Here is a 25,211-nt window from a genome sequence, read left to right as displayed (position 1 = left end):
CTCGCGGACGACTTGGTAGAGGCTCAGGCCGGCGCCGTGTCTTTGGGGCTCTGGCCAGTCGTTGCAGGGTGCAGAAGGCGTGGGCGAGGGAGACGAGGGTGACGTGGTGGTGCCGGCCGTTCCAGGTGCGGCCCTCGAAGTGGGCCAGGCCCAGGGCCTGTTTCATCTCGCGGTAGTCGTGCTCGATGCGCCAGCGGAGCTCGGCCAGGCCGACCAGGGTGGTCAGCGGGGTGTCTGCGGGCAGGTCGGACAGCCAGAACTGAACGGGTTCGGCCTGGTCGGCGGGCCACTCGGCCAGGAGCCAGCATTCGGGCAGCTCCGGGCCCTCGACCGCTTGGCGGACCTCGCGTCCGGCAGGCCGGATCCGCAAGGTCACGAACCGTGAGTACATCCGCTTGAAGCCACTGCGTCCCGTGCCGGGCCGGGAGCCCTCACGCCATTGCACCGGCTTTGCGGCCTTCCGGCCTGCCGCGATGACCAGCTGTTTCACCGACTGCGGCTTGTCTGGGTACTTCGCCACCGGCCGACGTCCGATCCCGCTGTAGGGCTCGGCGACCGGCAGCGCGTGGCAGGGCTGGGCCCAGAGGGTGGTGGAGATTCCCACGACGTAGTTGAGGCTGCGGGCCTGCAGGCCGCGCCGGAAGGCGGCCGCGTCGCCGTATCCGGCGTCCGCGACGGCCAGCGGCACCTCGATGCCCCACGAGCGGGTCTCGTCGAGCATGTCGAGTGCGAGCTGCCATTTCTCCACATGCCCGATGTTGTCGGGAACACCGCAGGCCGTGCGGCGGGTGACCTTGCCTGGATCCGCCTTCACGGACCCGGGCGCCCAGGTTTCGGGCAGGAACAGCCTCCAGTCCACCGCCGCCGAGGCAAGATCCGAGGCCAGGTGCAGCGAGACCCCCACCTGGCAGTTGGTGACCTTGCCCGCGGTGCCCGTGTACTGCCGGGACACGCATGCGGAGGCGTTGCCGTCCTTGAGGAACCCGGTGTCATCGAAGATCAGCGCACTCGGCCGGATCGCCGCTTCCATCTTCCAGGCCAGTCGGGCCCGCACATGCGCCGGATCCCACGGGCTGGTGGTGATGAAGTGGGCCAGCGCCTGCCTGTTCCCGTCCGCGCCAAGCCGGGCCGCCATCGTTTCGACCGACTTGCGCTGCCCGTCGGCCTGCAGGACCTGCAGGTAGACCCGCCCCCACCGACGCTGATCATTACGCGCGAATGGTTCGAAGGCCTCTGCCGCGAAGTCCTCCAACTTGCCACGCACAGCTGCAATTTCCTCCGGCGTCACGTCTTCAACGACACACCGAACCCACAGGACACGCACCACCAACACTGACCTGACCAAGCCCTACTAGGACCCGCGGACGAGCGGAGGATCGGTCGAATTGACAGGGGCGCAACCGGCCCACGGGCCTTACTCTGGGGCGATGAGTGCCCTTGAACCCCGTGCGTCACAGCGCAGTGCGCCGATCCCGCCCCAGCCGCAGGGCGGGATCCTCGGGTCCGCGTACCGGACGCTCAGTGTCGGGATGATCTCCGTCATCTTCCTCATCGCGTTCGAGGCGACCGCCGTCGCCACTGCGATGCCCGTCGCCGCCCGGGAGCTGGAAGGGATCGGGCTCTACGCCTTCGCCTTCTCCGCGTACTTCACGACCAGCCTCTTCGGTATGGTCCTGTCCGGGCAGTGGGCCGACCGGCAGGGGCCGCTGCGGCCGCTGACCGCCGGGATCGGGGCCTTCGCCGCCGGACTGGCGCTCGCCGGGACCGCCGCGGACATGTGGGTGTTCGTCCTCGGGCGGGCCGTGCAGGGGTTCGGCGGCGGGCTCGTCATCGTCGCCCTGTACGTCGTGGTGAGCCGCGCCTACGAGGAGCGGCTCCAGCCCGCGATCATGGCCGCCTTCGCCGCGAGCTGGGTGGTGCCGTCCATCGTCGGGCCGCTGGCCTCGGGGACCGTGACCGAGCACCTCGGCTGGCGCTGGGTGTTCCTCGGCATCCCCGTGCTGGTCGTCGTTCCGCTGGTGGTGGCCCTGCCGGCGATACGGCGGACCGCGTCCGGGCCCGTGGATCCGGACGCGCCGCCCGCCGCCCTCGACGGGCGGCGGATCCGGCTGGCGCTCGGGATCTCCGTCGGGGCGGGGCTGCTGCAGTACGCCGCCCAGGACCTGCGGTGGCTGTCGCTGCTGCCGGCCGCCGCGGGTGCGGCGCTGCTGGTGCCCGCCGTACGGGGGCTGCTGCCGCGCGGGACGTACCTGGCGCGGCGCGGGCTGCCCTCGGTGGTGCTGCTGCGCGGGGTGGCGGCGGGGTCGTTCATCGCGGCGGAGAGCTTCGTGCCGCTGATGCTCGTCACCCAGCGGGGGCTGAGCCCGACGCTGGCCGGGTTCTCGCTGGCGGCGGGCGGTGTGACCTGGGCGGGCGGCAGCTGGCTGCAGTCGAAGGGGCGGATGGCGCCCTACCGGGAGCGGCTGATGGTGCTGGGGATGGTGCTCGTCGCGGCGGCCATCGCGGCCGCGCCCGCGGTGCTGATCGCGTGGGTCCCGGTGTGGACGCTGGCGCTGGCCTGGGCGGTGGGGTGCCTGGGGATGGGGCTGGTGATCGGATCGACGAGCGTGCTGCTGCTGAAGCTGTCGGCGCCGGAGGAGGCGGGGGCCAACTCCGCCGCACTGCAGATCTCGGACGCGCTGGCCAATGTGGTGCTGCTGGCGGCGGGGGGCGCGGCGTTCGCCGCACTGGGCGGGGGAGCGCTGGGGGCCGCGCACGCGGTGGCCGGGGACACGGGTTCGGGGTCGGGTGCGCACCCGGGGGCGTTCCTGGTGGTGTTCCTGCCGATGGCCGCGGTGGCGCTGACCGGGGCATGGATCGCGACCCGCCTGCACGCCGACGGCACGAAGACGCCGCAGACGCAGACGCAGCCGGAGCCGGAGCCCGGCCCCGGTCTGGGGCCGGAACCCGAACCCGGGCCTGCGCAGGCCTAGCCAGGTTGCCTCGGCGTTCCGCGCCCGGCGGGCGGCTTGACGGGGTGGCCGGCGGCTCCGGAAAGGGGATGAGGAGCGGGGTCGGGGATGCGTAGCCTGCCTGGATGGAGGAGCTGATCATCCCACTCGACGACGCCGACCGGGCGGAGCTCGCCGATCTTGCCGATGCGAGCGGGCGCACCCCCGAGGAGACGGCGTTGGAGGCCGTACGCCAGTACCTGCGCCAGGAGCGGGCCCGGGCCGGGGGCGAGGCCGCGCGCCTGGCGCAGCGGCACGGGGTCCTGCTGAAGCGGCTCGGCCGATGACCGGAAACGGGACGGGCGTGCGGCACCTGACCGTTGCCGAGGTGCTCGATCTCGCCCGGCACGCCTGTCAGGCCAACGAGCAGAGCGTCGAGCTGCGCGCGCCCGGGCTGCTGGAGTCCGCCGTGCACCGGCCGCGGGCACTGGGGGCCCCTCCCGGCGGTAGCTGGGGGAGTTCGGCATGTCGGCCTACGAGGACCCGTACCAGCAGGCCGCAGCCCTGCTGCACGGGATCGCGATCAACCACCCCCTCGTCGACGGGAACAAGCGGACCGCGTGGCTCGCCGCCGCGACCTTCCTCGCCGTGAACGGAGTGGATCTCGGGGGCGTCGACCAGGACGCCGCGTACGGGCTGGTCATCGAGGTCGCATCCGGCGCCGAGGCCGATGTGCCGTGCATCGCCGAGCGGTTGCGCAGGATGTGACGCTCACCGCACCCGCCGAGGTCACGGGCCTGTCCCTCCACGAGGGGCCGGCCGGCCCCGGTAGGGTGGCCCGGTTGTCCTACGTACGACCGCCGCCGAGAGCCCGAACCGGAGACCGTGACTACTACCGCCTCCCACCACCTCTCACCCGCCTTTCCCGGCCGTGCCCCCTGGGGTACCGCCAGCAAGCTGCGCGCCTGGCAGCAGGGTGCGCTGGACCGGTACATCCAGACCCAGCCCCGCGACTTCCTCGCGGTCGCGACGCCCGGCGCAGGCAAGACGACCTTCGCGCTGACGCTCGCGTCCTGGCTGCTGCACCACCACGTCGTGCAGCAGGTGACCGTCGTCGCGCCGACCGAGCACCTGAAGAAGCAGTGGGCCGAGGCCGCCGCCCGGATAGGCATCCGGCTGGACCCGGAGTACTCCGCCGGGCCGCTGAGCAAGGACTACCACGGGGTCGCCGTCACGTACGCGGGCGTGGGCGTGCGGCCGATGCTGCACCGCAACCGCTGCGAGCAGCGCAAGACGCTGGTCATCCTCGACGAGATCCACCACGCCGGTGACTCGAAGTCGTGGGGCGAGGCCTGCCTCGAAGCGTTCGACCCGGCGACCCGGCGGCTCGCCCTCACCGGCACGCCCTTCCGGTCGGACACCAACCCCATCCCCTTCGTCACGTACGAGGAGGGGAACGACGGGATCCGGCGGTCCTCCGCCGACTACACCTACGGCTACGGGAACGCGCTCGGCGACGGCGTCGTCCGGCCCGTGATCTTCCTGTCCTACAGCGGCAACATGCGCTGGCGCACCAAAGCCGGCGACGAGATCGCCGCCCGGCTCGGCGAGCCGATGACCAAGGACGCCATCTCGCAGGCCTGGCGCACGGCGCTGGACCCGCGTGGCGACTGGATGCCGAACGTGCTGCGCGCCGCCGACCAGCGGCTGACGGAGGTCCGCAAGGGCATCCCGGACGCGGGCGGGCTCGTCATCGCCTCCGACCAGGACTCGGCGCGCGCGTACGCCAAGCTGATCCGCGAGATCACCGGGACGAAGGCCACCCTGGTGCTCTCCGACGACACCGGTGCCTCGAAGAACATCGACACCTTCAGCGGGAACGACGACCGCTGGATGGTCGCCGTCCGTATGGTGTCCGAGGGCGTCGACGTACCGCGCCTCGCGGTCGGGGTGTACGCCACGACCATTTCGACGCCGCTGTTCTTCGCGCAGGCCGTCGGGCGTTTCGTACGGTCGCGCAGGCGCGGCGAGACGGCGTCCGTGTTCCTTCCGACGATCCCCTACCTGCTCGGCTTCGCCAACGAGATGGAGGTCGAACGCGACCACGTCCTCGACAAGCCGAAGAAGCAGGGCGAGGAGGACCCGTACGCCGAGTCCGAGAAGGAGATGGACGAGGCGAACCGGCAGGAGGACGAGGACACCGGCGAGGACGAGCAGATGTCCTTCGAGGCGCTGGAGTCCGACGCCGTCTTCGACCGGGTGCTGTACGACGGCGCCGAGTTCGGCATGCAGGCGCACCCGGGCAGCGAGGAGGAGCAGGACTACCTCGGCATCCCGGGGCTGCTGGAGCCGGACCAGGTGCAGATGCTGCTCCAGAAGCGGCAGTCGCGGCAGATCGCGCACAGCCGCCGCAAGCCGGACGCCCAGGCGGACCTGCTGGAGCTGCCGGCCGACCGGCGGCCGGTGGTCTCGCACAAGGAGTTGCTGGAGCTGCGGAAGTCGCTGAACACGATGGTGGGGGCGTACGTCCACCAGAGCGGCAAGCCGCACGGCGTGATCCACACCGAGCTGCGGCGCGTGTGCGGCGGGCCGCCGAGCGCGGAGGCGACGGCGGGTCAGCTGCGGGAGCGGATCAAGAAGGTGCAGGAGTGGGCCACGCGGATGCGGTGAGCCCCGTCCGCCGTTCACCCCGCCCACCGTTCACCCCGTCCTCCTCTCCTCCGTTTCCACGGAATGCGGACCGGGGTCCGTGCGGAGCTTCGCACGGACCCCGGTCACGTTCCGTGTCCGTCCCCGGGGCCGCGGCCGGAGCCGCCGCGGTCCCGGAACCGTGACCCGGCGTCGGCGGATCGCACAGGCCCTCCGGTCCGGCCGGGAGGCGAATTGTCTCCGCGGGCGATCCTGAACCGGCATAAAGGGGTAGTTGGCGCCCGGATTCTGGACGAGGCCTTCCGCTGAGCGGACCCGCTCGCTAATGTCCCCGCATCGAACGCCCCGTGGCAGCGCCGCCGCGGGAGCGCAGCCGGTGCCATGGCCGCTACCGGCGGCCTCTCCGTGCGTCGCCGTGGGACCGGCGTCGTTCCATCCCGAGAGTCACCGCCGCTCACCGAGAGAGGGAGAGGCGTCGTGACCGCGGAAACCTCCCAGACTCTGGACCGAGGGCTCAGGGTCCTCAAACTGCTCGCCGACACCGACCACGGTCTGACCGTCACCGAGCTCTCCAACCGCCTCGGTGTGAACCGCACCGTGGTCTACCGCCTGCTGGCCACGCTCGAACAGCACGCCTTGGTCCGCCGCGACCTCGGCGGCCGGGCCCGCGTCGGGCTCGGGGTGCTGCGGCTCGGCCGGCAGGTGCACCCGCTCGTGCGCGAGGCGGCCCTGCCCGCGCTGCGGTCCCTCGCCGAGGACATAGGCGCCACCGCGCACCTGACCCTCGTCGACGGCTCCGAGGCACTCGCCGTGGCCGTCGTCGAGCCGACCTGGACCGACTACCACGTGGCCTACCGGGCCGGCTTCCGGCACCCGCTGGACCGGGGGGCCGCCGGGCGGGCCATTCTGGCCGCCCGTCAGGGCACGCTCACCGACCCCGGCTACACGCTGACCCACGGCGAGCTCGAAGCGGGCGCCAGCGGCGCCGCGGCACCCCTCGTGGGCATCACGGGGCTGGAGGGCAGCGTGGGGGTCGTGATGCTGGCCGACGCCGTGCCCGAGCGGGTCGGCCCGCGCGTCGTGGACGCGGCCCGCGAGGTCGCCGACGCCCTGCGCTGAAGCCGCGGACGCCCTGCGCTGAAGCCGCCGACGGCTCCCGCGCCGAGGCGCGCCCAGGGCCTCCGGGCGCACACCTGCCGTGCCCCGCACCGAGACGCGTCGACGCCGTACGAGAGCCTGCCGCGCCGCGTCCCGACCGCCGGGGCGCGGCGCCGCCGGGCGCGCCCGATAGATTGGCCGGGTGCTCTCTCGCCTCACACGTCTGCCGCGTCCCGCCGCCCTGGCCGTCTGCGCCGTGCCCGTGCTCGGCCTGTTCGCCGCCGCGGCCTTCGCGCCGCTGCCCTTCGTGATCGCCCAGCCGGGGCTCACGGCCGACGTGCTCGGCGCCCGCGACGGCAAGCCGGTCATCTCCGTGACGGGCGCCCCGACCCGGCAGACGACGGGCCAGCTCCGGATGACCACCATCCAGGCCACCGGCCCCTCCACCACCGTGACCCTGCCCGAGCTCGTCGACGACTGGTTCGACAGCACCCGGGCGGTCATGCCCAAGGAGGCGGTCTACCCCACGGGCGGAAGCGACAAGGAGATCGAGGCGCACAACCTGGAGGAAATGGCCACATCGCAGTCGACGGCCACCCGGGCCGCCCTCGGCTACCTCCACAAGGACCCGAAGGACGTGAAGGTCGGCCTCAACCTCGCCGATGTGGGCGGCCCGAGCGCCGGCCTGCTCTTCTCCCTCGGCATCGTCGACAAGCTCGACGGCGACGGCAGCGGCGGCGATCTCACCGGCGGCCACACCATTGCCGGTACGGGCACCATCAGGGCGGACGGCAAGGTCGGCGCGGTCGGCGGCGTGGCCCTGAAGACCCAGGCCGCGCGGCGCGACGGGGCGAGCGTGTTCCTCGTACCCAAGGCGGAGTGCGCCGACGCGCGGTCCGAACTCCCCGAGGGGCTCCGGCTGGTCCCCGTCAGTTCGCTGACGGACGCGGTGCAGGCGCTGCGTGCGCTGAACCGGGGGGAGCCGGTTCCGTCCTGCTGACGTCGGCAGGGACGCCGGGGGAGCCGGCCGGCTCCGGGGTGCGCTCCATCGTGCGCCAGGCCGGGAGGACCAGCGGCGCGAGCGTGGTCAGCAGGTACACGCCGCCGAACAGCAGCAGCGCCCGCGTCGCCCCGAAACCGTCGACCAGCAGTCCCGCGGCGAGCCCGCCCAGCGGCATGGTCAGCTCGCAGCCCGCCGTGGTCACGCCCGAGACGCGGCTGCGGAGCTCGTCCGGGACCCTCTCGTAGATCACGGTGGTCAGGATCGGGTTGAGCATGCCCGCGCCGAGCCCGGACAGCGCCATCGTCAGCGCGAGCGGCAGCGGCGTGCCGGTGAAGGCGGCCACCGCGTAACGGGGGGCACCGCACAGCAGGAAGGCCGTCGTGTACACCGCCCGGCGGGAGAACCGCTCGCCCCACATCCCGTAGAGCAGGGCGCCCAGCAGCGCGAAGCCGCCGAAGACGGAGACGAGCAGGCCGAGCGCGGTGGTGCCGCCGAGGTCCTCGCGGCCGTGCACGGGCAGCAGGACCGCGGACCAGCCCTGGTCCAGTCCGTTGGTCATCATCACCATCACGGTGATGCCGGTCAGCAGCCGGGAGCGGGTGAGGAAGGTCCAGCCCTCGGCCAGTTCGGCCCGGTAGCCGGCGAAGGAGATCTTCCCTGCGGTCCGTTGCGGCTCGGCGGCCGGGACGCCGCGCAGGAAGACGGTGACCAGCAGCGCCGAGACCGCGAAGGTGGCCGAGTCCAGCATCAGGGCGGGCTCGGCCCCGGAGGCCGCGATGAGTACGCCGGCCAGCGCGGCCCCGATCATCCGGGCGCCGCGGGAGACCGCGTCGTAGAGGCTCGCCGCGCGGGTCACGGTGGTGCCGGCGTGCTCGGCGAGGTCCGGCAGCAGGACGCCGCGGGCGGTCAGGCCGGGCGTGTGGACGAGGCCCCCGACGGCCATCAGCGCGCACAGCATCCAGAACTCCAGCACGCCCGCGTAGTGCAGCAGCGGGATCGCGCCGACCGACAGGGCGCAGATGACGTCGGAGGCCGCCGAGACCCGGCGGCGGCCGATCCGGTCGATGACGGGGCCGCCGACGAGGGCGGCCACGATGACGGGCAGGGTGGCGCAGAAGGCGACGAACCCGGCCCGGCCGGCGCTGCCCGTGGTCTGGAGCACGAACCACGGGACGCCGATCAGGGTGAGTGAACTCCCGGCTATGGAGACGGTGTTGGCGGCCAGGACGGCCGCGAAGGGCCGCCGGCTCATGCGGAGTGCGGGGTTTGTGCGATCCGGGCGTGGACATGGGCGGGCTGCATCAGCCGGATCCCGGCGCTGATCAGGGCTTCGCCGAGCCGGTCCCGCAGGTCGGGGGCGGCCGGGGCGGTTGCGTGGGCGAGGTGCCAGGCGGCGGCCTCGGCGGCGAGTTCGGTGGTACGGGCGGCGTGCGTCGCGGTGTGGATCTCGGCCGGAGTAGATGTGTGCATGACAAGACTCCTTCTGCGGAGGTGTAAGCGAAGCGGGTGGGGCGAAGGCCGCGGGCTGCCGGGCGTACTACTCGGCGCGGCGCGGGAAGGCGTGCGTGTGGAAACGGACCGTCTCCGTGCCTTCGGAGGGCGGGAGGTCGCGGTAGCTGTTGACCAGGTCGTGCATTTTGCGGACCAGTTCGAGGCTCTGCTCGGCGGTCAGCTGCAGGGTGAAGTCGCTGAGGTCCGAACCCTGCCGCCACGCCGGCGACCAGTTGTGGGCGGTGCCCAGCCAGGTGGTCAGCTCCTGCGCGTGCATCCTCGTGACCTCGGTCAGGAAGACGTCCGCGGCGCCGCGCGTGACGGGGTCGTCGTCGGTTATCAGCGACTCGTCGAACCCGGTGACGTCATGGGCGGCCCGCCACCAGCGCTCGCGGCCCTTGCCGCGCTCGGGCGCGTCCTCGACGAACCCGTACGCGGCGAGCTGGCGCAGGTGGTAGCTGGTGGCTCCGCTGGACTCCCCGAGCTTCTCGGCCAGCTGTGAGGCGGTGGCCGGCCCGCTCATCCGCAGGGCGGCCAGCAGGCGCATGCGCAGCGGGTGGGCCAGGCCGCGCAGCGACTGGGCGTCGAGGACGCGGGCCTGGGGTTCCGTGCCTGCTGGGGTTTCCGGGACTTCCGGCTCTTCGGGCATGGCTCAACAGTAGAGTTGCAAAGACTTCTATGCAAGGGTTTCTTTGCAACGCTTTCTTTGGAACCGTCCGGCGGCTCAGCCCTCGTGTGCCGCCTGCTCCACCAGAGGGATGACCCGCAGCGGCTCCGGGTTCTCCATGACGATCGCCGTCGAGGCGCGCACGATCCCCTCGAACCCGACGACCCGGTCGATCACCCGCTGCAGATCGGCGTTGGACCGGGCGACGAGCCGGCACAGCATGTCCCCGTGCCCGGTGGTGGTGTGCAGCTCCAGCACCTCCGGCACGCCGTTCAAGTGCGCCCGCACGTCGGCCCCTTGGCCCTGTTTGATCTCCAGTGTCGCGAAGGCGGTCACCGGGTACCCGAGGGCCGCCGGGTCCACCTGCGGGCCGAAGCCGCGGATGACCCCGTTCGACTGGAGCCGGTCGAGCCGGGCCTGCACGGTGCCGCGGGCCACGCCGAGCCGGCGCGAGGCCTCCAGGACCCCGATGCGCGGTTCGCGGGCCAGCAGGACGATGAGCCGGCCGTCGAGTTCGTCGATTCCCATGGCTGCCTCCGGGCCGCTCCGCGGGTGGTCATACTGCACAGATCTCTCAGCCATAGTCCGCTGAGGCTGGTCATTCTGTACAGCCAAACAGGAAACTATTGCGCAGCTTGTGGATCGGCGGGACTCTGCGCTCATGACTGAGACCATCGAAACCACCCCCCACACCGCGCGTGAGGCAGACCCCTTCCCGGTGAAGGGCATGGACGCGGTCGTCTTCGCCGTGGGCAACGCCAAGCAGGCCGCGCACTACTACTCCACCGCGTTCGGCATGAAGCTCGTCGCCTACTCCGGACCGGAGAACGGTGTCCGCGAGACGGCCAGCTACGTCCTCACCAACGGCGCCGCCCGCTTCGTCCTGACCTCTGTCATCAAGGCGTCGACGGACCACGGCCGCTTCCTCGCCGAGCACGTCGCCGACCACGGCGACGGCGTGGTCGACCTCGCGATCGAGGTCCCGGACGCGCGGGCCGCGTACGCGTTCGCCGTCGAGCACGGCGCGCGCGGACTGGACGAGCCGTACGAGGTCAAGGACGAGCACGGCACCGTGGTGCTCGCCGCGATCGCCACCTACGGCCAGACCCGCCACACGCTCGTCGAGCGCAAGGACTACACCGGCCCGTACCTGCCCGGCTTCGTCGCCGTCGACCCGATGGTCGAGCCGCCGGCCAAGCGCACCTTCCAGGCCATCGACCACTGCGTGGGCAACGTCGAGCTCGGCCGGATGAACGAGTGGGTCGCGTTCTACAACAAGGTCATGGGCTTCACGAACATGAAGGAGTTCGTGGGCGACGACATCGCGACCGAGTACTCGGCGCTGATGTCCAAGGTGGTCGCGGACGGCACCCTGAAGGTGAAGTTCCCGATCAACGAGCCGGCGATCGCGAAGAAGAAGTCGCAGATCGACGAGTACCTGGAGTTCTACGGCGGCGCGGGCGTCCAGCACATCGCGCTCGCCTCGAACGACATCGTGGCGACCGTCCGGTCGATGCGGGCGGCGGGCGTCACCTTCCTGGACACCCCGGACTCGTACTACGACACCCTGGGCGAGTGGGCCGGCGAGACCCGCGTGCCCGTGGAGACCCTGCGCGAGCTGAAGATCCTCGTCGACCGCGACGAGGACGGCTACCTGCTGCAGATCTTCACCAAGCCGGTGCAGGACCGCCCGACGGTGTTCTTCGAGATCATCGAGCGGCACGGGTCCATGGGCTTCGGCAAGGGCAACTTCAAGGCCCTGTTCGAGGCGATCGAGCGCGAGCAGGCCAAGCGCGGCAACCTCTAGGTTGCACAGGCCGTACGGGCCGGGCCCCCGACGCCGCCGGCGCCGGGGGCCCGGCCCGTACGGGCGGCGCCGCGATCACCGACGGGCCCGGGCCGCCTCACTCGGCGGCAGGGCCCGGCCTGACCGACGGGGCCGGCTTCGGCCCGGGCTTCGGTCCCGGCTTCGGTTCGGCCTTCGGCTTCGGCTTCGGCTTCGGCTCTGGCTTCGGCTCGGGCTTCGGCTCGGGCTTCGGCTTCGGTTCGGCCTTCGGCTTCTCCGCCGAGGGCTTCGGCTTGGCCGCCTTCGGAAGCTCCGGGGCCACCCACGGCGTTTGCGGCTGCATGTTCTCCGGGCCGCCCGTCGGCGGCCGGCCGATCGAGGCGAGCGCCTCCTTCGCCTGCGGCACCCGCACCGGGGAGAAGCGCGGGTTCGTCCGCAGCGCCTCCTCCAAGTGGCGGCGGGCCGCGGCGTCGTCGCCCAGACTCCGCTCGATCATCGCCCGGTGGTACGCGAAGTCCGCGCTCCGCACCCCCCGGTCCGTCGACTTCTTCGCGTACTCCAGCGCCGCCGTGTCGTCGCCCACCTTGTGCAGCGCCCACGCCAGCGCATCCGCCACCTGCATGTTCTTGTGCCGCGACCACTCCTGGTTCAGCCGCCGCACCGCCACCGCCGGATCGCCGTGGTCCGCCTCGAACAGGCCGAGGACCACCTCCTCGTTCACCTCCGCCGTACCCTGCGCAGCCGCCTTGCGCAGCACGTCGTACGGCGCCCGCGCCTCGTCGCCCCGCCCCAGCGCATCCAGCAGCTCGCCCAGCTCCAGCGCGAGCCGCGGCACCTGCGCCCGGCCCAGCGCCAGCCGGTAGTCCCGGACCGCCTCCCCGCCCCGGCCCAGCCCGGCCAGCGCCCTGGCCCGGCCGCCCAGCGCCTCCGCCTGCGCCGGATCCGCCCGCAGCGCACCCTCGTACTGGCGCAGCGCCGCCGCCGCCTCGCCCCGCTCCCAGGACAGCTCCCCGAGCCGGAACAGCACGTACGCCTTCTCCGCCGGCGACTTCGCCGAGCCCCCCGCGTGCTCCATCGCCATCGTCGCGTCCTCGCGCCAGCCGCGGTCCCGGTAGACCTGCGAGGCACGGATGAACGCCGCCAGCCCCGGCCGCAGGTCCACCAGAAGCTCCATCGACCGCTCGGCGGCCTTGTAGTCCCCCAGGCCCGTGAACGCGTCCACCAGCACCGGGTACGCCGTCCACTGCTTCGGCGCCTGCGCCCGTACGAGCTCGCCCCACTTCCTCCCGGTCCCGAAATCGCCCCGGGCATTGGCCAGCGTGCCCATGCCCGCCATGGCGTCGAGGTTGCCCTTCTCGGCCGGGCGGATCGCCAGCGACCGCTTCAGCGCGTTCTCCGCTTTCGGGTACCAGGCGGGCTCTGCCGTCCGGCGCGCCTGCTCCAGGTACGCCGCCCCGAGCACCGCCCAGGACGCGTCGTCCTGTGCATGCCCCGCGACCCACTTCTCCCGGTCCGCGACCAGCGCCGTCAGGTCCATCGCCGCCGTCGGCGCACCCATGCCGACCGCCGAGGCGGCCCGCTCGGTCGGCCCCGGCGGGCGGGCGTCGTCGGCCTGGCGGGCCGGCCGGATCAGCAGGGCCCCGGCGATCAGGACCACCAGGGCCGTGGCCGCCACGAGCGTCTTGCGGCCGGTGAAGGTCACGGGTGGCGCGGGCTGCTGTGCTTCCTCGTCGATACGGTCCATGGGGTTACTGTGCGTCAATATGAAGAGTTCGCCGAGGTGTCCGAAGCCGGTCGCGGCCGTGTTCACACCGATGGCCCCTGGTGCCACGCTGGGCTCATGGATGTCATGGACGACGATCTCTCCGTACGTCTGCGCGCGAGCCTCCTTCAGGGGCTCCCCGCCGAGGCCCTCCTCACCGACCCCGAGGTGACCGCCTCCTACGCCACCGACATGGCAGGGTTCTGCACCGCCGGCACCCCGGCGGCCCTGGTCCTGCCCCGCACCGTCGAACAGGTGCAGCACGTCCTGCGCACCGCCACCGCCCTGCGGGTACCCGTCGTCCCACAGGGTGCCCGAACGGGCCTGTCGGGCGCCGCAAACGCCTCCGACGGCTGCATCCTGCTGTCACTCGTCAAGATGGACCGGATCCTGGAGATCAACACCGTCGACCGCCTCGCCGTCGTCGAACCCGGCGTCGTGAACGCGGTGCTCTCGCGGGCCGTCGCCGCACAGGGCCTCTACTACCCGCCCGACCCCTCCAGCTGGGAACAGTGCACGATCGGCGGCAACATCGGCACCGCGTCCGGCGGCCTGTGCTGCGTCAAGTACGGGGTCACCGCCGAGTACGTGCTCGGCCTCGACGTGGTCCTCGCCGACGGGCGGCTGCTGCGCACCGGCCGGCGCACCGCCAAGGGCGTCGCCGGGTACGACCTCACCCGGCTCTTCGTCGGTTCCGAGGGCAGCCTCGGCGTCGTCGTCCAGGCCGTCCTCGCACTGCGTCCCGCGCCGCCCCGGCAGCTCGCGCTGGCCGCCGAGTTCCCTTCGGCCGCCGCCGCGTGCGCGGCCGTCTGTGCCGTCATGGAGGCCGGACTCACGCCCTCGCTGCTGGAACTGATGGACCGTACGACCGTGCGCGCCGTCAACGCGCTCGGCAAGATGGGCCTCCCCGACACCACCGAGGCCCTGCTCCTCGCCGCCTTCGACACCCCGCACGCGCCCGACGACCTCGCCGCCGTGGGAGACCTGTGCACGGCCGCGGGAGCCACCGCCGTCGTGCCCGCCGAGGACGAGGCGGAGTCCGAACTGCTGCTCCAGGCCCGCCGGATGTCGCTGACCGCCCTGGACGCCCTGCGCCCGGCGACGATGATCGACGACGTCTGCGTACCCCGCTCGCGGCTCGCCGAGATGCTGGACGGGACGGCCGCCATCGCCCGCGCGTACGACCTGCTCATCGGGGTCTGCGCGCACGCCGGCGACGGCAACACCCACCCGGTGGTCTGCTTCGACCCGGCCGACGAGGACGAGACGCGCCGGGCCCGCGAGTCCTTCGACGAGATCATGGCGCTGGGGCTGGCCCTCGGCGGGACCATCACCGGGGAGCACGGGGTCGGGGTCCTGAAGAAGGAGTGGCTCGCGCGGGAACTGGGGCCGGTGGGGCTGGAGATGCAGCGCGCGGTCAAGCAGGCCTTCGACCCGCTCGGCCTGCTCAACCCCGGCAAGCTCTTCTGACCGTACGCCGGGTACGCCGGGTATGGCGCATACGGGGTGCACGAGGCGGAGGCGGCCCCGCATCACAGGTCACCGTCCGCCGACTCGTCCGACGGCCACGGATCCCGCATCCACAGGTCGTCGGCCGGGGTCGGCGCGAGCAGCTCCGCCAGCGCGTCGTCCAGGCCCAGCCGCTCGGCTTCGGTGCCGGGCGGGACCACGCGCAGCGTGCGCTCCAGCCATGCCGACACCGAGCCGGCCGGGGCCTCCAGCAGGGCGTCGCCGTCGGGGGACGTCAGCGCCATGCAGAGGACGGCCTTGTTGTCGACCTTCGTGGGCCAGATCCGGACGTCTCCGTGACCGCACGGGCGGAACACCCCCTCGACCAGCAGCTCGCGGGCGAACGTCCAGTTGACCGGGGTGCTGGAGCCGGCGTGGAAGGTGATGTGCACGGCGTACGGGTCTTCCGTCAGGTAGACCAGCCGGGCGGGGACGGCGATGCTGCGCTCGGGGGACAGGACCAGCTTGAGTTCCAGCTCGCGTTCGACGACGGGGTGGTGCATGGCGGCCTCACTTCGGTTTTCCGGATCGCGATGCGGGGCCGGGTTCGCGCCCCACATCCGGAGAGAGCGCCGATGTGCCGGGGTATGACGCGACTTCGCGCACCGCATCGCGGATTGGCCTGATCCTGTCGGCTGACCGAAAACAGCCGCATGGTGCGGAGTTCGCTCAAAGGCTTGGATTCTCCCGTTACCGGACCTGTCGGGGCACGGTTCTTGGCTATGGTCCTCCCCTGCACAAGCCTCAAGCCACGATCGGAGTTGGGGACATTGACGGCCTCCCCTGGTGACGGCGAGCACGCGGCCCGCGAGGGCTACTACCCGGATCCGTCCATCCCCGGGTTCATCCGGTACTGGAACGGCCTCAACTGGGTTCCGGGTACAAGCCGCCCTGCCACCCGGCCCGACGAGACCGGCCCGGTGTTCCTGGACGAGACCGGCGTGACCGAGGTGCTGCCCGAACCCGAACCCGAACCCGTGGCTCCCTCACGACCGCAACCCGAGCGCGAGCCCGAGCCCGAGCCGGAACGCGCCGCCGGGCCCGAGGCACCCGCGGCCGCCTGGCAGGCCGACCCGCTGCACCAGTCCGGCTTCGGCGGGCCCCGAGACCACCGGGTCTCCTGGGGCAGCCCCGCGCAGCCGGAGCCCGATGCGGGGCACGTGCCCGCCCGCGGGCCGCGCCCGGAGCCGCTCGACGTGGCCGAACGGCCGGAGCGCGGGCCGGGGGTGTCCTTCGCCCGGACGCCGGCCGCGGCGGCCTCGACCGCGGAGCGGCTGCCCGCGCAGGCCGAGGCGGTGCGGAGCTCCGCCGAGGGCGTGGGGATCCTGTCGGCGCGCTCCGGCGCCGCCCCGGCACCGGCCGCTCCCGCCCCGGCTCCGGCTCCGGCCCCCGCGCCCGCCCCGGCCGAGTGGCCCGCCGTGCCTGGGGGTGGCACCGGGACCGGGCTCACCTCCTCGTGGCCCGAGGCCTCGGTCCGGCCCGAGCCCGCGGCCCGGGCGGCCGGCCGGCCGGCGCCGGCCGTGTCCGCTCCGACCGCCCCCGCCCCGGCGGATCACGACCTCGAAGCCCAGGCCCGGGCCGAGGCCGAGGCGGCCCGGTGCGTCCCGGCGTCCGAAGCCGCGGTGGCTGCCCCGGCCCCGGCGGCCCGCCGCCCCGCCCCGGCGGATCACGACCTCGAAGCCCAGGCCCGGGCCGAGGCCGAGGCGGCCCGGTGCGTCCCGGCGTCCGAGGCCGCGGTGGCTGCCCCGGCCCCGGCGGCCCGCCGCCCCGCACCCGGCCCGGCCCACCAGGCCCCGGCCCCGCAGCCGGCCCCCGGCCAGGCGGCCGCGGCGTCCCCGGCGCCCACCCCCTCCGCCGCCCGGCCCACCGGGCGGGCCGTGTTCGAGCGGATGGCGGAGCGGGCCGTCCGACCCGCCGGGCTCGTCCGCCGGGCCGTGGCCCGCGCGCTGGACACCCTCGTACTCGCCGCGGTCGCGGCGGTGGCCGCCCGGCCCCTCCTCCCCGCTGCCAGCGCCCACCTCGAAGCCAAGGTCGACGCCGCCAAGGCCGGCGGCCGGACCACCACCGTGTGGCTGTTCGACACCACCATCGCCGGATACCTGGGCATCGTCCTGGGCGCCGTACTGCTCTTCGGCGTGTTCTACGAGGCGCTGCCCACCGCCCGCTGGGGCCGCACCCCGGGCAAGAAGCTCCTCGGGGTCCGGGTGCTGTGCGCCGCCACGCTCCGCCCGCCCGCGTTCGGCGCCGCCCTGCGCCGCTGGCTGGTGTACGCGCTCCTCGGGATCCCCGGCAGCCTCTGGTGCCTCGGGGACCACCCCCGCCGCCGGGGCTGGCACGACCGGGCGGCCGGGACGTACGTGGCCCGCTGAGGCCCGGCCGGGGGCCGCCTCGGCGTCCCTCCCCCGAACGGACGCCGTCCGCTGGCGGGGTGCGCGGAGCCGGGTTCGACTCGGGCCATGAGTACCGACCAGCCGCCGCCGGGCCCGCCGCCCGAGGACGACCCGTTCCTCAAGAAGCCCCAGGAGCCGACGCCTCCGTCGGGCGGTTCGCCGTACGGCCCGCCCCCCGGCGGCCCGACGCCGCCCCCGGGCGGCCCCCCGCCCCCGCCGCCGGGCGGCCCGTACGGCGGCGGGGCGGGCGGCGGATACCCGCCTCCGCCGCCTCCGTACGGGGGCGGCGGTGACCCGTACGGCGGCGGGGGCGGCCACGGCATGCCCGACCCGCTCGCGGGGATGCCCCCGCTGGCCGACTTCGGCAAGCGGCTGGCCGCGCGGATCATCGACGTGATCATCGTGGCCGTACCGCTGTTCCTCATCCAGCTGGCGTTCGGCACGAACCGGTACATGGTCGAGACGGACAAGGGGGAGGACGTCAGCGAGGTCTTCACCAAGTCGTACAGCGGCACCGGCCTGGTCATGACCCTGATCTCGATCGTCGCGTACGTGGGCTACGACTGGTGGTTCACCAAGAAGGACGGCATGACGGTGGGCAAGAAGGCGCTGCGCCTGCGGGTCGCGATGCTCAACGACGGCAGCGTGCCGCAGTCCGGCCCCGCACTGTCCCGGGCCGCGGTGCTCTGGCTGCCGACGCTGATCTGCTGCTTCTGCCTGTGGCCGCTCGCGCTGATCGTGTCGATGCTCGTGGACAAGCCGTACAAGCAGGGACTCCACGACAAGGTGGGCAAGACCGTGGTGGTGAGCGCGGCGTAGCGGAGCGGACCGCGCGGGGGCGTGCGGCCGGCCGGCGTACGGCTCAGTGGTGAACCGGCTGTTCGGCGGCGGCCGTCCGGGGCTCAGGCACCCGGGCGGCCGCCGCCGTGTCCGCGGGGACCTGAACGGGCGTGATTTCGGCAACACCGGGGGAAACAGCGGGGGTACGGGCGGCGGCGCCGGCGGGGGCCGCGTGCCGGCCGCGGCGGCGGGGGTTCGCCGCGGTGAGCGCGACGAGCAGTCCGAGGGCCAGAGCGGCGGTTGCTATGACGGCGATCCCGCGCCCCGTACTCGTCTGCGAGAGCAGCAGCATGGCGATCGTCGACACGACGACGGTGGCGGACCCGTAGAAAAGCTGGGCGGCAGTGGGACGCGGCATGGCGATATCCGTCCTCAAGGCGGGGAGGGGGAGTCTGCTCAACTGGGTCGCACGTCAGGCGACTCTACGTCGGGGGATTCCCGAGCGGAACCGCCAGTAAGCGTGACCTAACCCACGGTGCCCGGAGCACGGGGGGCGCACGGGTTCATCGCCCGTCCCCACGGGGAGGCCGGGACGCGGCCTTCGTCCTATATGGCAGAGGAACGTCCGGATAGCGGAACTCCCTGACCGCATAGTGCAGTTGTAAGGAAGAAGTCAAGGTCTGTCTTTTCTTTAGACTCTCCGGTCAAATGTCGTCACTTGAGACGCGCGCCGCGCGGAACCCCCCGCTCCTATGGAGACGTTCCGACCTGTGTCGCGGCCGCGGGAGGGGAACGACATCAAGTGACCAGCATTTCCAGTCGTCGACGAGCGCTGCGTGCCGCAGCCGTCGGTGTGACCCTGGCCGCGACCGCGGCTTCCGGCGCCTTCCTCGTCACTGCCCAGGCCTCCGAGACGCCGTCGACCGCGGCCGCCGTGGAGCGCCAGGACCCGACCGCCCCCGCCAAGGAGCAGGTCCAGCACAACCTGAAGGGCCCGTTCAGCGACCAGCAGGCCCAGGCCCGTGAAGCAGCCATCGACCAGGTGCTGACGGGCAAGAAGGCCGTCGAGCAGCGCGGCGCCTCCAAGGTCGTCAAGCTCGACGACAAGAAGTACGTCGAGCTCGGCCGTGAGAAGACCGACAAGATCTTCACGATCCTCGTCGAGTTCGGCGACCAGGTCGACAACACGACCATGTTCGACCCGGACGGTCCGGACGGCCCGAAGCCGGCCGTCCCGAAGTACGGCGGCACCCCCGGTCCGCTGCACAACACCATCGCGCAGCCCGACCGTGCGACCAACAACAGCACGGCCTGGCGCAAGGACTTCAGCCGCGACTACTTCCAGGACCTGTACTTCGGTACCGGCCAGGGCAAGGACTCGCTGAAGACCTACTACGAGAAGACCTCCTCGGGCCGCTACTCCGTCGACGGCCAGGTCGCCGACTGGGTCAAGATCCCGAACAACGAGGCCCGCTACGGCTCGAACTACTGCGGCCAGACCAACTGCGCCAACGTCTGGGACACCGTCCGCGACGGCGTCAACGCGTGGGTCGACGCCCAGAAGAAGGCCGGCAAGACCGACGCCGAGATCAAGGCGACGCTGGCGCAGTACGACCAGTGGGACCGCAACGACTACGACGGCGACGGCAACTTCAACGAGCCCGACGGCTACATCGACCACTTCCAGATCGTCCACGCGGGCGAGGACGAGTCGGCCGGCGGCGGTGTCCAGGGCCACGACGCGCTGTGGGCGCACCGCTGGTACGCGTACGGCACCGACAACGGCAAGACCGGCCCGGCCAACAACAAGGCCGGCGGTACCCAGATCGGCGACACCGGCATCTGGGTCGGCGACTACACGATGCAGCCGGAGAACGGCGGCCTCGGCGTCTTCGCGCACGAGTACGGCCACGACCTCGGTCTGCCGGACCTCTACGACACCACCGGTGGCGGCGACAACTCGGTCGGCTTCTGGTCGCTGATGTCGGCCGGCTCCTGGCTCGGTGACGGCAAGGACTCCATAGGCAACGTTCCGGGCGACATGGACGCCTGGAGCAAGTTCCAGCTGGGCTGGCTGAACTACGACACGGCCAAGGCCGCGACGAAGTCCACGCACAAGCTGGGTGTCTCGGCCTACAACACCAAGGACAAGCAGGCGCTGCTCGTCGAGCTGCCGAAGAAGCAGGTCAAGACCGACATCGTCGCTCCCGCCGAGGGCTCCTCGCAGTGGTGGAGCAACATGGGTGACGACCTCAAGAACACCCTGACCCGCACGGTCGACCTGTCCGGCAAGAAGTCCGCCGCGCTGTCCCTCAAGGGCTGGTGGGACATCGAGAAGGACTACGACTACCTCTACACCGAGGTGTCCACCGACGGCGGCGCCACCTGGACCGTCCTCGGCGGCACCGCCAACGGCAAGGCCATCCCGGCGGACGCCGCGGGCAACGCCGGTCTGACCGACGCCTCCGGCGGCTGGCAGGACCTGAAGTTCCCGCTCGACGCCTACGCCGGCAAGAAGATCGACCTCCGCTTCCGCTACCAGACGGACGGCGGCGCGGGCGGCAAGGGCTTCACCGCCGACGCCCTCGCGATCACCGCGGACGGCCAGACCCTGTTCACCGACGGCGCCGAGAACGGCGACAACGGCTGGACCGGCAAGGGCTTCTCCCGCGTCGGTGCCGGGTTCACCAAGGAGTACCCGCAGTACTACATCGCGGAGAACCGCCGCTACGTCTCGTACGACTCCACCCTCAAGGTGGGCCCGTACAACTTCGGCTGGGCCAACTCCAAGCCGGGCTGGGTCGAGCACTACCCGTACCAGGACGGCCTGCTGATCTGGCTGTGGGACAAGTCCCAGAAGGACAACAACACGAGCGTGCACCCCGGCTCGGGTCTGATCCTTCCGATCGACGCCAACGCCAAGCCGATGAAGTGGTCGGACGGCACCCTGCTGCGGAACAAGATCCAGCCGTACGACGCGCCGTTCAGCGCGTACTCGACGGACGCCTTCACCCTGCACAAGAACGGTGAGGCGCTGTTCCTGAAGCCGAAGCCCGCGAACCTGGTCTTCGACGACCACAAGGGCAAGTACTACTACGACGAGAACCCGACCGGTTCGGTGAAGGTCACTGACACCAACACCAAGATCAAGATCGCCAAGGAGACGTACGACGGTCTCCAGATGACGATCGAGGTCGGGCCCGCCGCCAAGTAACTCGGCAAACCTGCAGGTCAAAGCGTGATCGGCCGTCGCCCACTAGCGGGCGGCGGCCGATCGCGTTTAGATGCGGGGGCTGAGTTTTTCTTATTGACGGGGGAGCTGAAGATCATGCCCGGTGGTGGATTCGTCAGATTGCCAGGCGGCAGCGTGGTGGTCGCGCTCACGCTGCCGAGGCCCTGCGGCGAGGGCGGCAACGTCCGCGTGCTGGTGCACGCCGCGAACCGGGCCCGCGCCCTGACCAGGCTGCGGAACCTCGGGATGCGGGCGGTGTACCTGCGCGGCAACGCACAGCCGCCGACCCCGGACGAGGTCACGGCCGTCCTGCACCACCCGGACGGCCTGCTGTGGCGCGGCGCCCCGGACCGGGCCCAGGAGCTCTGGCACCCGATCCGGGCCCTGCTGGGCGGCTAGGGCCGGCCTGGGCCCGCCCTGTCCTGCCTGGGCCCGCCCGGTTCTGCCTGGGCCCGCGGGGACCCGTCTGGGCTCGGCCTGGACCCGCCTGGACCGTCCGGGCCCGGTGCGGACCGTCTAGCGGGCGCTCCCGCCGACGAGCCGGACCCCGGCCGACCGGAGCTCCTCCACCGCCCGTGCGGCGGTGTGGGGGGCCACGGCGGCCGTCAGGTCCAGCAGTACGCGCGTGGCGAACCCGGCGCGGACGGCGTCGAGGGCCGTGGCCCGCACGCAGTGGTCGGTGGCGATCCCGACCACGTCGACCTCCGTGACCTCCCGGTCGCGCAGCCACCGGGCGAGCGGCGTGCCGTTCTCGTCGGCGCCCTCGAACCCGCTGTACGCGGCTTCGTACGCGCCCTTGTCGAAGACGGCGGCGACGGCCCCCGAGGCGACCGCGGGCGCGAAGTTCGGGTGGAACCCGACGCCCTCGGTGCCGGCGACGCAGTGGACCGGCCAGGAGGTCTCGTAGTCCGGCTCGGCCGGGGCGTGCGCGAAGTGCGCACCGGGGTCGATGTGGTGGTCCCGGGTGGCGACCACGTGCCGGTAGCCGGCCGTGGCCTGGCCGATCAGCTCGGTGATCGCGGCGGCGACGTCGGCCCCGCCGGTGACCGCGAGGCTGCCGCCTTCGCAGAAGTCGTTCTGTACGTCGACGACGATCAGTGCGCGGTGCATGTCGCGTGTCCTTCGGTTGTCGTGGTTGCCGCTGCGCGGGCTCTTCCCCCGCCCCGCCCCTTCCCGAAACCGGGGGCGGTCCCACCCGGGGCCCGGGTCCGGCCCCGCCGGCGATCCGGGCGCCCGGGCCGGGTCCGCCCACCGGCGGGCGGGAGGGGCGCCGCCCGGGGCGGGCCCCGCGGGGCCAGGGACCCCGCTATGCGTACTCGGTCGGGATCACGGGCTCGCCGCGCGACAGCTGCGTCGCGGAGAGCGGGAGCCCGGCGCGGGCCTCGCGGTGGCGGTCGCGGGCCGCCTCCAGGGACTCGCGGGCGACCACCTCGCCGCTCTTGACCAGCTCGATCAGCAGCTGCCGGTCGGCGAGGGCGTTCGGGACCGGCCCGGTCCCGACGACCTCCGCCTCCGCGACCCCCTCGGAGTCGACCCGGCGCGCGGCCCACTTGCGGCCGCCGATCGAGGTCTTGCCGCCCGTGGACTTCTTCGCCACCGGCACCAGCGGGGCCTTCGGGTCCGCGGATGCGGCCCGTGCCACCAGCTTGTAGACCATCGAGCACGTCGGGTGCCCGCTGCCGGTCACCAGCTGGGTGCCGACCCCGTATGCGTCCACGGGCGCCGCCGCCAGCGAGGCGATCGCGTACTCGTCCAGGTCGGAGGTGACCACGATCTTCGTCCCGGTGGCCCCGAGCTCGTCCAGCTGCTGCCGCACCCGGTGTGCGACCAGCAGCAGGTCGCCGGAGTCGATCCGGACCGCGCCCAGCCCCGTACCGGCGACCTCGACGGCCGTCCGTACGGCCTCCGCCACGTCGTACGTGTCCACCAGCAGGGTGGTCCCGCCGCCGAGCGAGGCCACCTGGGCCCGGAACGCGTCCCGCTCGCTGTCGTGCACCAGCGTGAACGCGTGCGCCGATGTCCCGACCGTCGGGATCCCGTACCGGAATCCGGCCGCCAGGTCCGAGGTGGAGGTGAAGCCGCCGACGTACGCGGCCCGCGAGGCCGCCACCGCCGCCAGCTCGTGGGTGCGTCGTGCGCCCATCTCGATCAGCGGCCGCTCGCCGGCGGCCGAGGCCATGCGGGAGGCGGCGGCCGCGATCGCCGAGTCGTGGTTCAGGATCGACAGGATCACGGTCTCCAGCAGCACGCACTCGGCGAAGCTGCCCTCGACGCGCAGGACCGGCGAGCCGGGGAAGTAGGCCTCGCCCTCCGGGTAGCCCCAGATGTCGCCCGAGAAGCGGTACGAGGACAGCCAGTCCAGGGTCCGCATGTCGACGACGGCCCGCTCGCGCAGGAACTCCAGCACGGCGCCGTCGAAGCGGAAGTTCTCCACCGCGTCCAGGACGCGGCCGGTGCCGGCCACCACCCCGTAGCGGCGCCCCTCGGGCAGCCGCCGGGTGAAGACTTCGAAGACCGACCGGCGGTCGGCGGTGCCGTTCGCCAGCGCCGCCTGCAGCATCGTGAGCTCGTAATGATCCGTGAAGAGCGCTGTCGACGGCACGTCCACCGGCAGGCCCAGGTCCGCAGGGTTCATGCCCCGGATGCTAGCGCACATTTCGTCAAAGTGACGAGATCTCGGGGTCGTTTGTGCGACCGGCCGGTCACAGTGGCAGCATGGGACAAGTGAGTGTTGCTCCCATTGAGATCGAACGCACCGAGTCGGCCGAAGAGGCCTTCGCGGTCCCCGAACCCGACGTCCCCTGGGTGACCCTGGTGCACAACGACCCGGTCAACCTCATGAGCTACGTGACGTACGTGTTCCAGGCGTACTTCGGCTACTCGAAGGACAAGGCGCACAAGCTGATGCTCGACGTCCACCACAAGGGGCGGGCGGTCGTTTCCAGCGGCACCCGCGAGGAAATGGAGCGCGACGTGCAGGCCATGCACGGCTACGGCCTGTGGGCGACCCTCTCCCAGGACCGCATCTGATGGGGCGGTCCGCCGGGATGTTCGAAGCCCTGAAGGGCGGCGGCGCCGCCATCGCGCTGGACGAGATCGAGGTCTCCATCCTGCGCTCGCTGGCGGTGCAGCTGCTGGAGCTCATCGGCCCGGGTGCGCCCGAGCCCGACGAGGATGCCGATCCGCTGGCCGTGCTGTTCGCCGAGGGCAACCAGGGGCCCACCGAGCGGCCCTCCGACCCCGCGCTGATCCGGCTCTTCCCCGACGCCTACGGCGGCCCCGGCTCCGAGGACCGGGGGGTGGACCCGGCCGAGCTCGCCGCCCGGTCGGCGGAGTTCCGCCGGTTCACCGAGAACGACCTGCGCGCCCGCAAGCGGGAGGACGCGCTGGCCGTCGTGCGCAGCCTGGACGGGCTCGTCCCCGACGGCGACGGGACGGCCGTGCTGGAGCTCACCGGGGAGCTCCCGCTGCGCTGGCTGGGTGCGCTCAACGACCTGCGCCTGACCGTCGCGGCCCGCCTCGACATCACCGAGGACGACGAGAGCGCGATGCTCTTCCGGCTGCCGGACGACGACCCGCGCAAGCCGATGGTGATGGCGTACCTGTGGCTCGGCGGCCTCCAGGAGACGCTCATCGAAACCCTCTGAGGACCCTCTCGGAGCCCTCCGAGGACCGTCCGAGACCGTCCGAGAAGCCTCGGAACCCTCAGGAAAGCCTCAAACGCGAACACTGTTCGCTCAGCGGACGCTCAAATCCGGATAACGATCAGATCACCGCCATGCGGTGATCTGGCGTTTTTCGGGCACCTTGTCCTGAATTTTATGTGTTCCAGGTCACTTTTCCTCTCCTCGGTCCCTCGTAAGCCCGTGATAAATCTTCACGACCGCCGGCGGGGCGCCACCCATGCCCCCCGG

22 protein-coding genes and 2 pseudogenes are annotated in these 25,211 nt (G+C 72.3%); 14 read left to right on the top strand and 10 right to left on the bottom strand.

Going from position 1 to position 25,211, the window contains the following annotated elements; translation table 11 throughout:
• Positions 1 to 40: 40 nt before the first annotated feature.
• A pseudogene (locus tag ABTY04_RS21895) lies at positions 41 to 1,288 on the bottom strand (IS701 family transposase); the annotation flags it as partial.
• Between the two features lie 139 nt (positions 1,289 to 1,427).
• Between ABTY04_RS21895 and ABTY04_RS21890 the strand changes: the two are divergent.
• The 6 genes and pseudogenes from ABTY04_RS21890 (at position 1,428) to ABTY04_RS21865 (ending at position 7,677) form a co-directional block, all read left to right on the top strand.
• Positions 1,428 to 2,972 carry an MFS transporter gene (locus ABTY04_RS21890; RefSeq protein WP_352215030.1) on the top strand — a complete coding sequence of 515 codons (1,545 nt, stop codon included), beginning with the start codon at positions 1,428 to 1,430 and terminating at the stop codon, positions 2,970 to 2,972.
• A 104-nt stretch (positions 2,973 to 3,076) separates the two neighbouring features.
• Positions 3,077 to 3,277, top strand: coding sequence for a hypothetical protein (locus ABTY04_RS21885; RefSeq protein WP_352215029.1), 201 nt, complete (start codon positions 3,077 to 3,079; stop codon positions 3,275 to 3,277).
• A pseudogene (locus ABTY04_RS21880) lies at positions 3,274 to 3,698 on the top strand (type II toxin-antitoxin system death-on-curing family toxin). The gene ABTY04_RS21885 and the pseudogene ABTY04_RS21880 overlap by 4 nt, the downstream one beginning before the upstream one ends.
• A gap of 117 nt (positions 3,699 to 3,815) precedes the next feature.
• Positions 3,816 to 5,600 (top strand): DEAD/DEAH box helicase, encoded by a 1,785-nt coding sequence (locus ABTY04_RS21875; protein WP_352215028.1) that lies wholly within the window; start codon positions 3,816 to 3,818, stop codon positions 5,598 to 5,600.
• 456 nt (positions 5,601 to 6,056) lie between these two features.
• Positions 6,057 to 6,698 carry an IclR family transcriptional regulator gene (locus ABTY04_RS21870; protein WP_352215027.1) on the top strand — a complete coding sequence of 214 codons (642 nt, stop codon included), beginning with the start codon at positions 6,057 to 6,059 and terminating at the stop codon, positions 6,696 to 6,698.
• Positions 6,699 to 6,879: 181 nt separating this feature from the next.
• Positions 6,880 to 7,677, top strand: a complete 798-nt coding sequence (locus ABTY04_RS21865) for a S16 family serine protease (protein WP_352215026.1) — start codon at positions 6,880 to 6,882, stop codon at positions 7,675 to 7,677.
• On the opposite strand, the gene ABTY04_RS21860 is transcribed toward ABTY04_RS21865, so the two are convergent.
• The 4 genes from ABTY04_RS21860 to ABTY04_RS21845 all read right to left on the bottom strand — a co-directional run bounded on the left by ABTY04_RS21860 (position 7,607) and on the right by ABTY04_RS21845 (position 10,366).
• Positions 7,607 to 8,932 (bottom strand): MFS transporter, encoded by a 1,326-nt coding sequence (locus tag ABTY04_RS21860; protein ID WP_352215025.1) that lies wholly within the window; start codon positions 8,930 to 8,932, stop codon positions 7,607 to 7,609. The two genes, ABTY04_RS21865 and ABTY04_RS21860, sit on opposite strands and share 71 nt — an antisense overlap.
• Positions 8,929 to 9,150, bottom strand: coding sequence for a hypothetical protein (locus tag ABTY04_RS21855; protein ID WP_352215024.1), 222 nt, complete (start codon positions 9,148 to 9,150; stop codon positions 8,929 to 8,931). The genes ABTY04_RS21860 and ABTY04_RS21855 overlap by 4 nt, the downstream gene beginning before the upstream one ends.
• A gap of 67 nt (positions 9,151 to 9,217) precedes the next feature.
• On the bottom strand, positions 9,218 to 9,820 hold the full coding sequence (locus tag ABTY04_RS21850; RefSeq protein WP_352215023.1) for an ArsR/SmtB family transcription factor: 603 nt from the start codon (positions 9,818 to 9,820) through the stop codon (positions 9,218 to 9,220).
• A 75-nt stretch (positions 9,821 to 9,895) separates the two neighbouring features.
• Positions 9,896 to 10,366, bottom strand: a complete 471-nt coding sequence (locus ABTY04_RS21845; RefSeq protein ID WP_352215022.1) for an Lrp/AsnC family transcriptional regulator — start codon at positions 10,364 to 10,366, stop codon at positions 9,896 to 9,898.
• Between the two features lie 133 nt (positions 10,367 to 10,499).
• Between ABTY04_RS21845 and hppD the strand changes: the two genes are divergently transcribed.
• Positions 10,500 to 11,645, top strand: a complete 1,146-nt coding sequence (gene hppD, locus ABTY04_RS21840) for a 4-hydroxyphenylpyruvate dioxygenase (RefSeq protein ID WP_352215021.1) — start codon at positions 10,500 to 10,502, stop codon at positions 11,643 to 11,645.
• A 97-nt stretch (positions 11,646 to 11,742) separates the two neighbouring features.
• On the opposite strand, the gene ABTY04_RS21835 is transcribed toward hppD, so the two are convergent.
• Positions 11,743 to 13,368 (bottom strand): tetratricopeptide repeat protein, encoded by a 1,626-nt coding sequence (locus tag ABTY04_RS21835; protein WP_352215020.1) that lies wholly within the window; start codon positions 13,366 to 13,368, stop codon positions 11,743 to 11,745.
• 105 nt (positions 13,369 to 13,473) lie between these two features.
• On the opposite strand from ABTY04_RS21835, the gene ABTY04_RS21830 reads away from it, so the two are divergent.
• The gene (locus ABTY04_RS21830) at positions 13,474 to 14,856 is read left to right on the top strand and encodes an FAD-binding oxidoreductase (RefSeq protein ID WP_352215082.1); all 1,383 of its coding nucleotides are present in this window, start codon (positions 13,474 to 13,476) and stop codon (positions 14,854 to 14,856) included.
• 62 nt (positions 14,857 to 14,918) lie between these two features.
• On the opposite strand, the gene ABTY04_RS21825 is transcribed toward ABTY04_RS21830, so the two are convergent.
• Positions 14,919 to 15,398: an SsgA family sporulation/cell division regulator gene (locus ABTY04_RS21825; RefSeq protein ID WP_352215019.1), complete on the bottom strand. Its 480-nt coding sequence runs from the start codon at positions 15,396 to 15,398 to the stop codon at positions 14,919 to 14,921.
• A 258-nt stretch (positions 15,399 to 15,656) separates the two neighbouring features.
• On the opposite strand from ABTY04_RS21825, the gene ABTY04_RS21820 reads away from it, so the two are divergent.
• Positions 15,657 to 17,264: an RDD family protein gene (locus ABTY04_RS21820; RefSeq protein ID WP_352215018.1), complete on the top strand. Its 1,608-nt coding sequence runs from the start codon at positions 15,657 to 15,659 to the stop codon at positions 17,262 to 17,264.
• A gap of 87 nt (positions 17,265 to 17,351) precedes the next feature.
• The gene (locus ABTY04_RS21815; protein ID WP_352215017.1) at positions 17,352 to 18,104 is read left to right on the top strand and encodes an RDD family protein; all 753 of its coding nucleotides are present in this window, start codon (positions 17,352 to 17,354) and stop codon (positions 18,102 to 18,104) included.
• Between the two features lie 43 nt (positions 18,105 to 18,147).
• Here ABTY04_RS21815 and ABTY04_RS21810 read toward each other — a convergent pair whose 3' ends face one another.
• A complete protein-coding gene (locus ABTY04_RS21810) occupies positions 18,148 to 18,483 on the bottom strand; it encodes a hypothetical protein (RefSeq protein ID WP_352215015.1) in 336 nt (111 codons plus the stop codon).
• Positions 18,484 to 18,876: 393 nt separating this feature from the next.
• On the opposite strand from ABTY04_RS21810, the gene ABTY04_RS21805 reads away from it, so the two are divergent.
• Both ABTY04_RS21805 and ABTY04_RS21800 read left to right on the top strand, forming a co-directional pair.
• Positions 18,877 to 21,279 (top strand): immune inhibitor A domain-containing protein, encoded by a 2,403-nt coding sequence (locus ABTY04_RS21805; RefSeq protein ID WP_352215081.1) that lies wholly within the window; start codon positions 18,877 to 18,879, stop codon positions 21,277 to 21,279.
• Positions 21,280 to 21,393: 114 nt separating this feature from the next.
• Complete coding sequence (locus ABTY04_RS21800) at positions 21,394 to 21,696, top strand: hypothetical protein (RefSeq protein WP_266628912.1); 303 nt, start codon at positions 21,394 to 21,396, stop codon at positions 21,694 to 21,696.
• 117 nt (positions 21,697 to 21,813) lie between these two features.
• Here ABTY04_RS21800 and ABTY04_RS21795 read toward each other — a convergent pair whose 3' ends face one another.
• Together ABTY04_RS21795 and ABTY04_RS21790 are read right to left on the bottom strand one after the other, a co-directional pair.
• A complete protein-coding gene (locus ABTY04_RS21795; RefSeq protein WP_352215014.1) occupies positions 21,814 to 22,407 on the bottom strand; it encodes a nicotinamidase in 594 nt (197 codons plus the stop codon).
• Positions 22,408 to 22,603: 196 nt separating this feature from the next.
• On the bottom strand, positions 22,604 to 23,932 hold the full coding sequence (locus tag ABTY04_RS21790; protein ID WP_352215013.1) for a nicotinate phosphoribosyltransferase: 1,329 nt from the start codon (positions 23,930 to 23,932) through the stop codon (positions 22,604 to 22,606).
• Positions 23,933 to 24,012: 80 nt separating this feature from the next.
• Between ABTY04_RS21790 and clpS the strand changes: the two genes are divergently transcribed.
• Both clpS and ABTY04_RS21780 read left to right on the top strand, forming a co-directional pair.
• Positions 24,013 to 24,327, top strand: a complete 315-nt coding sequence (gene clpS / locus ABTY04_RS21785) for an ATP-dependent Clp protease adapter ClpS (protein WP_352215012.1) — start codon at positions 24,013 to 24,015, stop codon at positions 24,325 to 24,327.
• A complete protein-coding gene (locus ABTY04_RS21780; protein WP_352215011.1) occupies positions 24,327 to 24,944 on the top strand; it encodes a DUF2017 domain-containing protein in 618 nt (205 codons plus the stop codon). The genes clpS and ABTY04_RS21780 overlap by 1 nt, the downstream gene beginning before the upstream one ends.
• Positions 24,945 to 25,211 lie beyond the last annotated feature (267 nt).

This window comes from Streptomyces sp. NPDC097981, from assembly GCF_040302565.1.
In the GTDB taxonomy this organism is placed as follows: domain Bacteria; phylum Actinomycetota; class Actinomycetes; order Streptomycetales; family Streptomycetaceae; genus Streptomyces.
Note: the sequence above shows the minus strand (reverse complement) of the source record. Positions and strands in the feature narration are given on the sequence as shown.